This window comes from Veillonella agrestimuris, assembly GCF_943193065.1.
In the GTDB taxonomy this organism is placed as follows: Bacteria; Bacillota; Negativicutes; order Veillonellales; family Veillonellaceae; genus Veillonella; species Veillonella agrestimuris.
The window spans coordinates 1-15,717 of the sequence record NZ_CALPCS010000019.1 but is presented as its reverse complement, the minus strand read 5'-3'; the positions used below and the strand labels follow the sequence as shown (position 1 = coordinate 15,717).

At 38.1% G+C, this 15,717-nt stretch carries 13 protein-coding genes; 3 read left to right on the top strand and 10 right to left on the bottom strand.

The features are described from left to right. Positions 1-82 precede the first annotated feature (82 nt). The 9 genes from scfA to NFR29_RS07960 all read right to left on the bottom strand — a co-directional run bounded on the left by scfA (position 83) and on the right by NFR29_RS07960 (position 8,170). Positions 83-226 carry a six-cysteine ranthipeptide SCIFF gene (gene scfA, locus NFR29_RS08000; RefSeq protein ID WP_004693318.1) on the bottom strand — a complete coding sequence of 48 codons (144 nt, stop codon included), beginning with the start codon at positions 224-226 and terminating at the stop codon, positions 83-85. A 148-nt stretch (positions 227-374) separates the two neighbouring features. Next, on the bottom strand, positions 375-1,130 hold the full coding sequence (locus NFR29_RS07995) for an ECF transporter S component (RefSeq protein ID WP_251425427.1): 756 nt from the start codon (positions 1,128-1,130) through the stop codon (positions 375-377). A 103-nt stretch (positions 1,131-1,233) separates the two neighbouring features. Then, complete coding sequence (locus NFR29_RS07990; protein WP_251425423.1) at positions 1,234-2,070, bottom strand: hypothetical protein; 837 nt, start codon at positions 2,068-2,070, stop codon at positions 1,234-1,236. Then, the gene (locus NFR29_RS07985; RefSeq protein WP_251425419.1) at positions 2,063-2,470 is read right to left on the bottom strand and encodes a hypothetical protein; all 408 of its coding nucleotides are present in this window, start codon (positions 2,468-2,470) and stop codon (positions 2,063-2,065) included. Before NFR29_RS07985 ends, NFR29_RS07990 begins: the two co-directional genes overlap by 8 nt. A 143-nt stretch (positions 2,471-2,613) precedes the next feature. Beyond that, entirely contained in the window at positions 2,614-4,755 is a 2,142-nt protein-coding gene (locus tag NFR29_RS07980) for a heavy metal translocating P-type ATPase (RefSeq protein ID WP_251425416.1), read from the bottom strand. 15 nt (positions 4,756-4,770) lie between these two features. Next, entirely contained in the window at positions 4,771-5,031 is a 261-nt protein-coding gene (locus tag NFR29_RS07975) for a DUF6110 family protein (protein ID WP_251425413.1), read from the bottom strand. Positions 5,032-5,141: 110 nt separating this feature from the next. Continuing rightward, positions 5,142-5,339 carry a FeoB-associated Cys-rich membrane protein gene (locus NFR29_RS07970; RefSeq protein WP_251425410.1) on the bottom strand — a complete coding sequence of 66 codons (198 nt, stop codon included), beginning with the start codon at positions 5,337-5,339 and terminating at the stop codon, positions 5,142-5,144. Between the two features lie 218 nt (positions 5,340-5,557). Beyond that, positions 5,558-7,927 (bottom strand): ferrous iron transport protein B, encoded by a 2,370-nt coding sequence (gene feoB / locus NFR29_RS07965; protein WP_251425407.1) that lies wholly within the window; start codon positions 7,925-7,927, stop codon positions 5,558-5,560. A 9-nt stretch (positions 7,928-7,936) separates the two neighbouring features. Beyond that, the gene (locus NFR29_RS07960) at positions 7,937-8,170 is read right to left on the bottom strand and encodes a FeoA family protein (protein ID WP_251425405.1); all 234 of its coding nucleotides are present in this window, start codon (positions 8,168-8,170) and stop codon (positions 7,937-7,939) included. Between the two features lie 425 nt (positions 8,171-8,595). Here NFR29_RS07960 and NFR29_RS07955 point away from each other — a divergent pair, with 425 nt between their 5' ends. Continuing rightward, positions 8,596-9,897 carry a DEAD/DEAH box helicase gene (locus NFR29_RS07955; protein ID WP_251425402.1) on the top strand — a complete coding sequence of 434 codons (1,302 nt, stop codon included), beginning with the start codon at positions 8,596-8,598 and terminating at the stop codon, positions 9,895-9,897. Between the two features lie 53 nt (positions 9,898-9,950). Here the strand turns inward: NFR29_RS07955 and NFR29_RS07950 are convergent, their stop codons facing one another. Continuing rightward, positions 9,951-12,260, bottom strand: coding sequence for a DNA topoisomerase 3 (locus NFR29_RS07950; protein WP_251425399.1), 2,310 nt, complete (start codon positions 12,258-12,260; stop codon positions 9,951-9,953). A gap of 157 nt (positions 12,261-12,417) precedes the next feature. Here NFR29_RS07950 and NFR29_RS07945 point away from each other — a divergent pair, with 157 nt between their 5' ends. Beyond that, positions 12,418-14,013 (top strand): peptide chain release factor 3, encoded by a 1,596-nt coding sequence (locus NFR29_RS07945; RefSeq protein WP_251425397.1) that lies wholly within the window; start codon positions 12,418-12,420, stop codon positions 14,011-14,013. A gap of 342 nt (positions 14,014-14,355) precedes the next feature. Then, positions 14,356-15,606: a sodium/glutamate symporter gene (locus tag NFR29_RS07940; RefSeq protein ID WP_251425394.1), complete on the top strand. Its 1,251-nt coding sequence runs from the start codon at positions 14,356-14,358 to the stop codon at positions 15,604-15,606. The last annotated feature ends 111 nt before the right edge of the window (positions 15,607-15,717 follow it).

The window sequence follows — 15,717 nt, the reverse complement described above, 5'->3', positions numbered from 1 at the left end:
CCAACCACATAAGTGATTGGTGCCAAACAAATGATTAGGGATAAGCACCCCAACATTTGACAGAGAGCCTTTTTTATCCTTATTATTTTTGTTTGCAAACTTGGTTGCCTACTGTGCAGCTAGTTTTACATGCAGATTGGCAAGATGTTTGGCATTCGCCACAACCACCAGTTTTAGCAGTTTTTTGTAAAGATTCAGTATTAATTGTACGAATACGTTTAGCCATGATAGTCCTCCTCAGTACTTACTATATAGTATACATTTTATCATAATTTATAAAATAATGTAAAACAGATTATGAAAGATTCGGAAAATTTACAATCATTTCACATCCGCCTATAAAGCCATCCAATACAGTGCCAAACAATCAAACATTATTCTTCATCAATAATGGCATATGTTTCTTTCGTTTCGTTCACTACTTTATTATCTCCTGTTACAGGTGTAGCGTCTTGTTTCTTTGGCTTATCCTTCCCTAGTACTTTCCGCAAGGCTAATACTACAGGCGTAACAATGACGCCAGCGAAAATGGCTTCTGGAATGCCATGAGTGACACCTAAAAATACAATAGTCCCTACAATTTGATCTGTAGACAATTTCATTAAGTCCCCAAACATATCGGCATAGAGCAAGAAAATTAAACCCATCACCATAATCGTATGAAGTGCAGTTCCTAGAAAGGATGCAATAATTAGTTTAGGCCCTTGTGATACTTTCCACAAAGCTTTGTAGATTAACCATGCCAATATTGGGAATAAGATGCGTGGCAATACAGAAATAAGAGGATTATAGAACAAAGGCGACAAAATATTAGGGGCTGTAATATTTTGCCACAAACTGTAACACCCGAATATAAGGCCTACAAAAGCACCGACTTTAGGGCCTTCTACTAAGGCGCCAATGAGTGCTGGTACATGTAATGTCGTTACATTGAGCGGTCCTAATGGGATAATTCCATTTCCACTAAATCCTAAGGCTAATGTAATCCCCGCCAATAGTCCGATAATCGTTAATTCTCTTAATTTAAAACTCCCGTTCATAGTTGATACTTTCCGCCCCTTCTCTCGTTGGTCGCGCCTTGCATTTTGGTTTGATACCATTTGGTTACCATCCTGTACACGTTCTTTCATTGATATCCTCCTTCGTTCTCATTCACTATGGATATGAGTCGAAATTATGACATATGATACATACTATACAACATAATTGCATATACATGACATCAATATACAATTAAGATTTAGATTTTGCAACACCTTTTGTAACCCCCACTTCAAGGCCATATCCGATAACTACAGAAGCAATGATAAAACAAGCTTCAATAATGCTTGGCGTAATATACACCAATGGATTCGCTTGATATGTCGGAATCACTGTAGGTACTAGAGCTTTCACAAAGTCTGGTATATATCCACCATATAATATATGCGCATTCATAGCAATCCATATAGCAGCAGTTCCCAAAATTCTAATAAATCTAGGTAACTTCTTGACTCCATTACGAGGATATAAATACAAAGCAAAAACTAGCATAGCCAGTATAAATAATAAGAACTCAGCTATCACAATGTTCATTTCAATGGCGCGAGCGTAGACAAACAGAAATGGAGAATGTTGTAAATCAATATACAATATGGATCCTAAATAAATAAATGGTATCGGTAAAATATAGACACACATATCTAAAGCTTCATCGATAATCCCATACCGTCTCTCTCTAGCAAAAAAGACAGATAATAAAAGCGCCAATAATTCGATCAACACTTGAACTAAGAAATAAGCGCTAAAGAGAATCAATAATATGAGCAATTGATTTTCTGCAAAAAAAGACAACGCATTAGAGAAATGAATGAATACATTGACGATTAACCAGCTATACCATTGATATTTCAGAGGCAATTGCAAGTCATCCTTAAATTGCTTCGTTCTCTGCAACAATATAGGCACAACAATCGATAATACTGGAAATACAAAGGCCGGTGATGCTAAATGGCTTTGTCCTAATACAGTTGTAACAGCACTCACAAAAAGGGCAGTCACTAAAGTAAAAACAATAAATGTTTTATTCATGGCCTCCTCCAATCAATCGAGTACCTAAAAATGCCACTATAAGCATTAATGTAACTTGGCTATACATACCTACTAAAAAAACGACGTCTCGTCCAAAAGTTGGCAATTCCCAAATACCAGATAAATCTAATCCTAAAAAGATAAATTGATAAGTTACAACATGCACTAGTCCCCATGCGAGAACAAAGAGCCATCGGTTAATTCTATACGATTGCGTTCCAAAGACACTCGTTTTGAAAGACAAATAGGCCCAAGGAATCACTAAGGACAGCAAAAAGTACCAGACTAACGCAACAGTAGCACTAGATCCATTGTGAATCATATAGGAAATTAGGGGAATCATGACAATAAATATATTCATGAATATAGATCGTTTGCAAATATCTAATAAGGTATTCATATATATACTCCTATGATAATAATCTCTTGCTATTGTACACTACATCTAGATAAATGCCAAATAAAAGAGTATATCTACAAAAGAAAACCTCCTACAGAACATCTGCAGGAGGTTTCTATATATCTTAAATAAATGATAAATAATTACGCCACTATCGTTTCTAGTGTAATATCAGCTGTTTTGTTATCTATCACAGGCACATCCTTTTCAGAAAGCAAAGGCGTCATACTTTCAAGTCCAATGCCTAGTGTAAACAAGTTATGAAGCCATGCTGTTTGATTTGGTGGCATAAGACCTAATACACCGCCGCCTACAAGGGCACCGTTAAAACCAACGATACCATTGTAATTAAATTTAATGCGTTTCATAAGAGCTAAAGAAATTCTTCGTAAATCTACTAAAGATTGCAAATTATCAGATGAAATCGTTACATTAGCAATTTTTTGTGCAATTGGCGCACCTTCGTTCATCGCAATACCTACGTGTGCTTCAGAAATAGCCGGTGAATCATTAATCCCATCGCCTACCATCATGACTGTATAGCCTTGCTCTTTCGCTTGTTTTACATAAGCCGCCTTATCTTCAGGCAATACTTCGGCATGTACTTCATCGATACCAATTTCATGAGCTACTCGTTCTGCATTACGTTTCGAGTCACCTGTCATCATAACGACTTTTTTAATACCTAAATTGTGCAAATCTTCAATAACTTGTTTTGCCTCTTCTCGCACAGGATCTTTAATGCATAATACAGCTGCCAATGTACCACCAATAGCTAAGTACAAGTGGGAAGATGTATTCGGCAAATTATCGAACTTCTCTTGTTCCCCTGCAGGAATTTTAGTTTTTTCATCGTCAAAGATAAAATGTGCGCTACCAATGCGTACACGATAACGTCCCACTTTAGACGCAATGCCGTGAGCCACTACATATTCTACATCAGAATGCATTTCCTTATGTGGCAATGCATGGTCTTTGGCAGCTCTCACAACAGCTTTAGCCATAGAATGAGGGAAATGTTCTTCTAAGCAAGCTGCTAATTTCAACATTTCATCTGGATCTTGACCATTGAATGGAATGATTTGTTCAAATTCTGGCTCTGCTTTTGTCAATGTACCTGTTTTATCAAAAACAATCATGTCTGCTTGAGCGATTTGTTCTAAGAACTTACCACCTTTAACAGTGATGCCGCGTTTTGATGCTTCTTGCATAGCTGACAATACAGCTAATGGAATAGACAATTTCAAAGCACAGGAGAAGTCAACCATAACAAAAGATAATGCTTTCATTACGTTCCGAGTCAACAAATAAGTCAACCCAGCACCAATAAAACTAATTGGCACTAATTTATCGGCCATGCGATAGGCTTGTTGCTCCATGCCCGATTTCATTTGTTCAGACTCTTCAATGAGATTAACGATTTTTTCATAACGAGACGATTTAGATGTGCTATGTACTTCTACGATTGCTCGGCCGTCTTCTACAACAGTACCAGCATAGACAGACGTATCTTTGTCGCGGCGCACCGCTTCTGGTTCACCAGTCATAGAGCTTTCGTTAACGAGAACAACACCATCAATAACAACGCCATCAAGAGGAATGACTTCACCTTGGCGAATGACGATTTTATCGCCTGCTACGACTTCATTAACAGGTTTACTCACTTCTATATCATCAACAAGAACCCATACTTTATCCACATTCAAAGACATACTTTGAGCTAAGTTCAATACTGATTTTCGATGCGTCCATTCTTCAAGAATATCGCCTATACCTAATAAATACATAACTGCGCCTGCTGTAGGGTAGTCTTTTTGCAAAAGAGCAGCACCGATAGCTACACCATCAAGCACTTCTACAGTCAACTTGCGTTGCCATAATGTTTTAATAGCTTTACCAATAAATTTTATACCATCAAACCACGCCCAAGCAGCTGCAATAGGAGCTGGCAAAACAGCTCGTTTTCCTAGATAGATAGCTGTTTTATTGAGCATCATTTCTCGATATTTTTTATTTACAAGACGAGGAGAATATTCTGTCAAAGCAGGAGCTTCAGATAAATCTAACTGACGCAATCCAAGAACAGCATCGCGCACCTCTATTTCATTGCCATCGTGTTTTATAGCAACTTGGCTGCTACGAGTATAAAAAGTAACATCTAAAATAGCAGGATTACGCAATAATGTATCTTCTATAAAAGCTGCCTCTGCCTCTGTAAAGCGATGACCACTAATTTTTATATGTAATCGATTTCTGAGTTTTCGTACTACAGAAAATTGTAACATTGCGCTCATCCTTTATTATTTATTATCTTCAAAAATTTCTTCGTTACGAGCTTCGTTGATTTCTTGTGCTTCTGCTAATACATCGGATGCAGATGCTTGCACTTTTTCAGCTGTTTCCAATACAGTTTCTTTTGCACGAAGCCCAGCAGCTACGATATTAGCATATACTTTTTTAGCATCTTTAGATGTTAAAATTTTTAAACCTACTGTACCAAGTGCGAGACCTGCTGCAAAAAGATTAGCATTTTTAAGATTTTTTTGATCAAAGTTAAACATTGTAATGTTCCTTTCTTATATAACATAAGCAGTAAATTAAAGAGGAACCCCTTACAGAGACTCCTCTTTTGTAAACACTAATACGTTCTTCATCAATATATCTTCATACATTAATGATCAACACGCTTAATACCGAGCGCTTTATTGGTTCCATCACAACTGCACCCTTCGCAATTACTCGATTTTTTACTTTCACTAGAAGAGCTACTACATCCGCAGCCACCCTTGCCAGATACTTGAGAGTAAATTTTAAAGCCAATATACGCTAATGCTAATACAACTATGAGTCCTATAATTAGATTGTCCATAATAGCCCTTCTTTCTCAATATCCACTCAACATTGAATGATAAACACTGAAAAGAAAGTCTTTTAAGGGGTTCCTCTTTTCTCATTATCATTTAACCACGAATATTGATAATTATCAAGTATTAATTTTCTAATAGTTATAACTAAATAGCAATCCTTCTATGTATAGAGATTGTATATGCATGAAATTGGTGTTTCTAGCGCTCTAATCAGTAGTAGTTAATATCCTAATGCACGACCTATATTGTAGAAAATAAAACATGCAATCCAAGCGAAAGCATTTTCATAGAAGAACATAAAAACTACCCATTTCCAAGAACCAGTTTCTCGTTTAACAACTGCTAAAGCTGCAATACAAGGTGGGTAAATCAGCACAAATAGCATCAATGTTAATGCAATCAATGGTGTAAAATTAGGATCATTTTGTAAATACTCTGTCAAAGGCGCTGGGTTATCTGTATCACCACCAACAGCATAGATAGTACCTAATGTAGACACTACTACTTCTTTAGCAGCTAAGCCTGCTACTAAGGATACGCCAATTTTCCAATCAAAGCCTAATGGCTCTAAAATAGGGTTGATAGCTTTACCAAATTGCGCCGCATAAGATTGTTCCAATTTTTCAGAAGCTTGTTCTTCATCGAGTACACCACTTTCTTCATCCATACGAACGCTATTTTTATAAATTCCCCATGCTGCTGGGAATACTTGTTCATTATTAGCTTTAATATCAGCGAACAGTTCTGGAATTTCAGAATCATCTTCAACAGCAATTTCAGGTGCATCTTCTTCCGCTTCTTCCGCCGCAACTGTAGCTTCTTCAACAGTTGCTTTCATTTCTTCTACTACAGCAGTAACCGCTTCTTTTTGTTCATCTGTAGTAAGACCAAATTGTTGTAACACCGCATCATCTTTAATTTGATATGCCTGCTCTAATTCAGCATGTAATTGATCGTAATCTTTGGAATACTCTACATCCATTGGATATACAGTGATAAACCAAATCAAAATAGACGCAGCTAAAATGAAAGTACCCGCTTTTTTAATGTACAAAATCGCTCGTTCATACATATGCATGAACGTAGCTTTCAACGTCGGCATATGGTATGGCGGTAATTCCATAACAAATGGTTCCGCTTCGCCAGAGAATAAGAATTTTCGAAACATTTTTGCAAAAATAATGCCAAAAACAATACCAGCTGCATAGAAAGCAAATACTACAGTACCAGCAATTTCAGGCTCAAAGAAAGCCCCTGCAATCAAAGTATACACTGGTAATCGAGCAGAACAGCTCATAAATGGGGTAATCAAAATCGTAACGAGTCGATCTTTATAGTTATCGAGAATACGCGCCCCCATAATAGATGGTACAGAACAACCGAAACCAAGCAATAGTGGAATAAATGATTTACCATGTAAACCACAAGCCCGCATCACTCGGTCAATAACGAAAGCGGCCCGTGCCATGTATCCCGTATCTTCTAAGAAAGAAATACCAAGGAATAATAATAGAATTAATGGTAAGAAGGATAATACGGCACCTACACCGGCAATAATGCCGTCAGAAACAAGAGATTGTAATTGACCTTCTGGAATGACTGTTACTACCCATTCTTGTAATGCTGCAAAGCCATCTTCGATCCAACCTTGCGGAATAGCCCCTACGGTATTAACGAAGTTGAATAATAACCACATAACAAATAAGAAAATTGGTAAGCCCCAAATACGATGGGTTAAAATTTTATCATATCGGTCAGAACGCGTTTCGTTATCGCTCGGATAGGTTACTGTAATATCATTAAATAGCTCTACTGCAAAACGATGACGATATTCTTGGAATACTACATCTAAATCAACTTGATCTTTTAATTCTTCTCGAATCAAGTTCGCTTTCTCTAATACAGCCTCCATATTATCAAGGCGCATCATCTTCCCCACTACATCAGCATCTTTTTCCAGAAGCTTAATCGCTACCCAACGATGCGGGTACGGAATAGGACTAGCCGCTTCAATAGCACTTTGTAATTCTGCGATTTTAGGTTCTAATATATCGCCATAAGGAATTGTTATATTTGGCGCTTTTTGTTCCGCTGCAACAGCTACTGTAGTTTCTAGCAATGCGTCAGTCCCAATATTATTACGGCCCACTGTAGTCACTACTTTAGCACCCGTTCTTCGGGATAATATATCTGTATTATATGTAAAGCCCATTTCGTCTGCTACGTCAGACATATTGAGGGCAATAATAAGAGGTTGCTCTAATTCAATCAATTGAGCTGCTAAATATAAATTTCGCTCCAAATTAGACGCATCCAATACATTAACGATTACATCTGGATGGTCGTTAATAATAACATTACGAGCTACTAATTCATCTAAAGAACGAGCAGTCAAACTATAGGTACCAGGCAAGTCAATAAATAACAAGTCTTGACCATTAAATTTAGTAATACCTTCTTTTTTCTCTACCGTTACACCTGGATAGTTCCCAACGTGTTGCTTTGCACCAGTAATATTATTAAAAATGGTAGTCTTACCACAGTTTGGATTACCGGCTAAGGCAATATGAATTTGTCCATTCTCTGCCATGAGGGCCTCCTATTCAACGTCTACATCAATCATTCCAGCCTCGCTAACGCGAAGAGCTAAGGCAAAGTTTTTTACTTTGATTTCCACTGGATCTCCAAGGGGGGCAAATTTCACGACTTGAATTTTCGTACCTTGTACAAGACCCATATCGATGAGACGATGTTTAACATTGCCACTGCCATGTAATGTAACTATCGTTCCAGACTCACCCACTGCCATATCTTTCAATTTTTTAACAGCCATACTACACCTCCTAAACGCCTACTAACTATACCCAACTAAAAAAGAAAGGTTAATTAAGATTTATTTTCATTATACCACTTTTGCCTTTCTTTTCAATAAATATTATCATTTTATGTATTTTATTTTCTTTTATTTTTGATACAAAATATCTATATTTTTCTATATTTTCAACTGCATTATCCTTAAAAGAACAATACAATATAATACATTTTAATCTTTAAATACCATCATTAATAGATAATATTTATTAATATTCATTTTTATTTATTGCTATTTTTTCTCAAAATTTTATACATAACTCTAACCATAAAATTTTCTAGCACACACAATCTAAAAAATAAGAGCCCCAATAATTCTCCTAGTCTATTTGAATCCATCTTCTATACAAGGTATAATTAACATACTAGTAATAGAAAGGACGACTTATGAAATCATTTAAAACGTTAGGTATTTCTGACGAGCTTATCACTGCATTACAGAAACAAGGTATTAAAGAACCTACACCGATTCAAGAACAAGCGATTCCTGTTGCTTTCAAAGGAAACGATGTGATCGCTAAAGCACAAACAGGAACAGGCAAAACATTAGCCTTCCTTTTACCTATATTGCAACGAGTACATACAGATGTACATCAAGAACAAGTACTCATCATTGCACCTACACGAGAATTAATAAAACAAATCGCAGATGAAGCCAAAACACTGGCTGCGGTATTAGATGTAGATGTACTACCGCTCATTGGCGGTAAAACAATAGAAGCCCAGTTACAACAATTAGGGCGTAGACCGCATGTCATCTTAGGTACACCTGGCCGACTCTTAGACCATGCTAAACGAGGATCTTTACATCTCAATACAATCCGCCGTGTCGTACTAGACGAAGCAGATCAAATGCTACACATGGGATTCTTGCCAGATATTGAAAAGCTCATTAGCGAAACAAATGCTAATCGTCAGTTACTCCTATTCTCTGCCACTATACCAGATAAAATTAGAAATCTAGCCAAATCCTATATGTCAAAACCTGTATCCGTTACGGCAGAAGGAAAACATATTACCCTTGAAGCTATCGACCAACGAGTCTACATGATGAATCCCGAAGATAAAACACCGCGACTCATCGAAATGATTAGAGAAGACGACCCATTTCTAGCTATCGTATTCTGTAATAAACGAGAAGGTGCTATCCGTTTATCTTACGAACTTACCGCAGCAGGCCTTAATCTTGCAGAAATGCATGGCGATTTAACGCAAGGTAGACGAACACAAATTTTGCGAGAATTTGCGAAAGCTAAAACGCAAATTCTCGTAGCTACTGATATTGCAGCACGCGGTATCGATATTGAAGGTATTACTCACGTCTACAACTACGACGTACCTCGCGATGTAGATTATTACATTCACCGCATTGGCCGTACTGGTCGAGCTGGCAACTCTGGCGTAGCTGTAACTTTTGCCACACCAGCAGACGAAGCTTGGTTGCGCCGTATCGAACGGGCTATCCAAGCGACATTAACAAAATATACGAAAGACGGACAAATCAAAACGAAAGGCAATGCTACGGTAGCACCTAAAAAAGGTAAGACGTCTAATAAGCCGACTATTACGAGCACCTACCAATCGACAAAAGCCAAAGCCCACAAAGCACGTGGACACAAAGGGGCTAACAGTCGACAACGACGGGCTTCTAACTCCCAAAGCGGCGGTCGTCGAGGCAGACGTAAATAAACAGGCCTTACTTAACTTATCAAAGAAAAAGACTATCCTTAGGATAGTCTTTTTTATTGCTTATACAAACTCGGTACACCATCGATATCAGCACATTGTGTTCTACATTGCGATCGATTGCTACATACCCAAATTGTACGGCCCCGTTGTTCTTGTTTGACAAAATAGCCCGGTTCACAGCGAGGACATTTATACTCTTTCGAAGTTACTTCTAAATTATCCACCCTAGAACTACTAGATTCTTCTTTTCGCTCCGTATAACGACAGTTAGGGAATTCACTACAGCCATAAAAATCACCAAATTTTCCGCTCTTCTCCAAAAGTTTACCTTTTCCGCATTGCGGACAAGTACGTAAGGACTCAACTATTTTTGGATCTAACGATTGTAATGGACTTTTCCCTTTTTGTGCTGTTACAGTACGCACTATATTAGGCATCATTTGATCCCTATTGCCGAGAGAGTTAAATTGCAACTTATCGATAAGATGCTGTAAAAATCGAACTTGATCCGACAAGAAGGAGTCTAATGTATCTTCGCCTTCACTCATTAAAGACAATCGTTCTTCCCAAATAGCTGTCTCATCGGGATAGAGTAACTCTTCTGGTAAAGCATCTACCAATAAATATCCCGTATCAGTAGGTGACAATACTTGTTTCTTCCCTGAAGTCTTCATAAAGCCTCGAGAAATCAATTCATCAATAATATTTGCTCTCGTTGCTTCCGTCCCAATGCCAGAAACAGCTTTCAATTGTTTTTTTAAGTCTTCGTTCTTTACAAACTTATGAATTTCCTTCATAGCTTGCAACAAAGTGGATGGTGTAAAGCGAGATGGTGGCTTTGTTTGTTTCGCTTCCATGGAAGAGTCCATATACACCACACCATCATTCTTTTTCACCGCAGGCAAATGATCTGCCTCTTCTATGGCCTCTTTCCCTTTAACGGATTCAGCGCCGCTTTCATCAGTTAAGTCTACATCATCGTCTGTGGTCTTGCCTGTACCATTCGATTTTTGCCGCTTATATAAAGCTTTCCAGCCCTCTTCAATGACAACGCGGCCATTAGCGACTAATTCTTCTTGTTCCTGTTCAACGACGATCTTCGTTTGCTCATATACATGCTCCCCATAGAACTGAGCAATATAAGCTTGGCTTACGAGGAAATAAATATTTCGCTCTCCTTCTGATAAAGTAGACACATCGCAATATACAGTGGTAGGAATAATAGCATGGTGAGCAGTAATTTTCTTTTCATTCCAAGCTCGTGATGTAATACTTTGATCAGCTTCTTCTGCCCATTGTTCTAATTTAGCATCCTTGGAGCGACTCAAATTCTGCAAAATGACAACTCTATCCCCATATTGGTTAGGCGGTAAATATTCACAATCAGACCGCGGATAGGTAGTCAGTTTTCGTTCATATAACTTTTGCGCAATTTCCAGCACTCGTTGTGGATCATAGGAATAAGCCTTCCCTGCCAATACTTGTAACGATGATAGTGAAAGCGGCAATCGTTGTAGGTCTTTCTTTTTAGACTTCGTGACGGTTTTAATCATCCCTTGCGGAGTCGATTTAAATCGTTCCACCATTTTTTCCGCTACGTCTTTATTAGTCAATCGTCCATCCGAATCAAGCCCTGGCTGTTCATCATTAGGCTGCCAAGTGGCCCAAAATAAACCATTAGGATGTTCGTATTGAACTTTCACAGTAAAGTAATCGACAGGTTTAAATGATTCTAACTCCCGTTCCCGTCGTACCACTAAAGCCAAAGTAGGTGTTTTTACACGCCCAATAGGAAGGGTCACTTTATTTCCTTTATATCGTTCAGACAAAGTATACGCACGGGATAAGTTCATCCCAATCAGCCAATCTGCACGAGCTCTCGCCAATGCAGACTGATATAAATTATAGAAGTCGTTATTGTCTCGCAAATCATCTAAGGCACTGTAAATTGATTTTTCATCTAAAGCATTTAACAAAATCCGTTGCACGGGCTTCGTATTGCCTACAAAATGCAATACTTCATCGACGAGGAGCTGCCCTTCCCGATCGGGGTCACCGGCGTTAACAATAATATCAGCTTTACCAATCAACTCTTTTACCGTTTCAAATTGTTGACGACTACTATCAGTGACAAGCAATTTCCATTCTTTCGGAACGATAGGTAAGTCTTGGGGACGCCAGCGAATATACTTTTCATCATAATCCCCTGGTTCAGCCTGATGCAATACATGACCTACAACCCAAGTCACAACGTCGTCACCTTGAATGAAGTAGCCATTGCGCTTTTGTATATTCTTATTTTCTGGTAAGCACTTACTAATTTCTCGCGCCATGGAAGGCTTTTCAGCTATAAATAAACGCATGGTACTCCTTTCTTCTACTTTCACATCATAGGTAATCATTAATGAAACCTTATTATACTATAAATCAATAGTCATAACCACTAAAATAGGTTATAATCGAAAAGATATAACTACAATGTAGGTTCATAGAATCTACGAAACTAATAGAGGTGGAATCATGACATTTTTAGAAGAAGTACAACGTCGTCGTACGTTTGCAATCATATCTCACCCCGACGCGGGTAAAACAACATTAACGGAAAAACTATTACTTTACGGTGGTGCCATCCACTTAGCAGGTTCTGTAAAATCTAGAAAAACAGCAAAACATGCAGTTTCTGACTGGATGGAAATCGAAAAACAACGTGGTATTTCTGTAACCAGTTCTGTATTGCAATTTGACTACGATGGTTGCCGCGTTAATATTCTCGACACCCCTGGTCACCAAGACTTCTCTGAAGATACGTACCGCACTTTAATGGCTGCGGACAGTGCAGTGATGCTCATCGACGTAGCTAAAGGTGTAGAGGCACAAACCAAAAAATTGTTTGCCGTTTCTAAAGAACGAGGCATTCCTATCTTTACCTTCGTCAATAAAATCGACCACTTCGGCCGCAGTCCTTTTGACTTGATGGAAGAAATCGAAAACGTTCTCGGCATTCGCACGTGCCCTATGAATTGGCCTATCGGTATTAATGGTGAGTATCTTGGCGTATATGATAGAGAACAAGAAACTATTGAACTCTTTGAAAAAGATACGACTCACGGCCAAGAAAAATTAGCCTCTGAAAAAGGTCATCTTAACGATCCTAGAATGAAAGAACTTCTCGGCGACGATGTGTACCAAGCCTTATTAGATGATATCGAGTTACTCGATGTAGCAGGCGATCCATTTGACTTTGACAACGTACAAGCCGGCGAATTGACTCCGATGTTCTTCGGTTCTGCTATGACTAACTTCGGGGTAAAGCCATTCTTAGAAAAATTCTTAGAATTAGCCCCTTTCCCTGCTCCACGACAAGCCTTGGAGGAAATTGTTCAGCCTACCAGTGAAGATTTTACAGCCCTTGTCTTCAAGATTCAAGCTAATATGGACCCTAATCATCACGATCGTATCGTATTTATGCGCATCTGTTCTGGTAAATTTGAGAAAGGCATGTCTGTATTACATAGACAATCCAATAAAACCATTCGCCTTTCTCAACCACAGCAATTTTTAGCTACTGAACGTACGATTGTAGAGGACGCCTATCCTGGTGATATTATCGGTGTCTTCGATGCTGGTACAATGGGCGTAGGCGACACATTATGCGCACCTAAACATAAAGTTACATTTGGTGACTTCCCTGTATTCCCACCAGAATTTTTCGCCCGCGTATCGCCAAAAGATACAATGAAACGGAAGCAATTTTTAAAAGGTATGACACAACTAGCCCAAGAAGGGGCTGTTCAGATTTTTGAACAACCTGGCGCTCTAGATTCCTTCGTAGTAGGCGCTGTTGGTATGCTCCAATTTGAAGTTCTAGAATATCGTTTGAAAAATGAATATGGTGTCGATTTATTAAACACCACTTTACCGTATAGTGTAGCTCGTTGGATTGATGGTGACGTAGACACGTCTACTTTAAAGGGGTTAGATAACGCTATGGTTGTAAAAGATAATCGAGACAGAACTGTTGTACTCATTTCTAATGAATGGCAAATGGGTTGGGTACAAGAACGAAATCCTGACGTAACATTTTTACACGCTCCCAAATTACATAACGATTTATAAAATTTCCGCATTATAAATTAGATAGAATTAGATAGAATTAAATATACCAATCTCCCTTTCAATAGAAGAACCTCCTAGGAGCTTTTTTCTATTGGTTAATCTATACACCTCCGTTTATAATGAAACCTATACATGACTAATGTCTAATATTCCTAGCCTTTATTTTTATCATTAATTTCTATAAAATCATAAAAAAGATTAATCCATAAAGGATTTTTAAATATGTTCATAGAATATATTAGTTATACGGAATGTGTATACATAATAAATTCTATAGTATTTATACATTCATTCATGTTACAATGGAGTAAATTATTGTATTTATTTAAAAGGAGTGATTCTATGGGACTCATCGACCTAAAGTTAGTCAATGATGTATGGACATTAAAGTTGTCCATGATTCAAACTGTAGGCCTTGCAGTTATTACGCTCTTCATCGGTATGTGGATTAATAAACATTCCGCTATACTGCGGCGCCTATGTATGCCTGCACCAGCCGTTGGTGCTTTACCGTTTGCATTTTTAACTGCAATTTTATCGTATTATAAAATTTTGAACATTTCTTTTGATTCGTCATTACAACAATTTTTAATGCTCACCTTCTTTACTACAATCGGTCTCATGGCATCATTGAAAGTACTGAAAAAAGGCGGCATTTTCATTTTCTTCTTCTTCCTACTTTGTACAGCATGGATTGTAGTACAAAATGCTATTGGCATTAGTATTGCAACAGCATTAGGGGTAGAGCCAATTTTAGGCATTATGGCTGGTTCTGTTTCTATGATGGGTGGTCTTGGTACAGCCGGAGCTTTCGGGCCACACTTTGAACAATTGCTAGGCATTCCTGGTACTGCTACAGCAGCCGTTGCAGCTGCTACATTCGGTATGGTTGCAGGTACAATCTTAGGTGCACCTGTAGGAGAACGCATTATTAAAATGCATAAGGTAAAAACGCCTTATGAGGATCCAGAAACTATGGATGACACAGATATCCAAGTAATTGAAGATCGTGTTGAAGCAGGTGGAAAAGTATTTAATGGTCAACAACTTCTTACAGTTTGTATGTGGATTGGCTTAGCTTTAGGTATCGGTACAATCGTAAGTTATGGGTTATCTATTTTAACGCCATTACCAGCCTATATTGGTGCAATGATTGTTGCTGCATGTATTCGTAACTATGGAGATTTTTCAAAAAAATATAAAATCAACGATGCAGCCCTTGATGCAGTATCTAATGTATCCCTTGCGATTTTCGTTACCATGGCCATCAATAGCTTAAAACTGGTTCAGCTTATTGACTTAGCATTGCCACTAATTGCGATTCTATCCGCACAAATGATTGGTATCGTTATTTTTGCATATCTAATCTTCTTGCTGTTTGGTCGCAATTACGATGCAGTTATGCTCGGTGCTGGTGGTATCGGCTTCGGCTTAGGTGCTACACCAAATGCATTGGTTAATATGTTATCCCTTGCTGGTAAACACGGTCCATCCCCTCGTGCATGGCTCGTAGTATCTCTAGTAGGTGCATTCTTAATCGACTTTACTAATGCATTCTTAATTACTACTATTGCTAATTGGCTCTATATGTAATAGTTACGCTATATATACATATCGTAATTAAACAAAAAAAGGGCTCTCTGTCAAATGTTGGGGTGCTTATCCCTAATCATTTGTTTGGCACCAATCACTTATGTGGTTGGT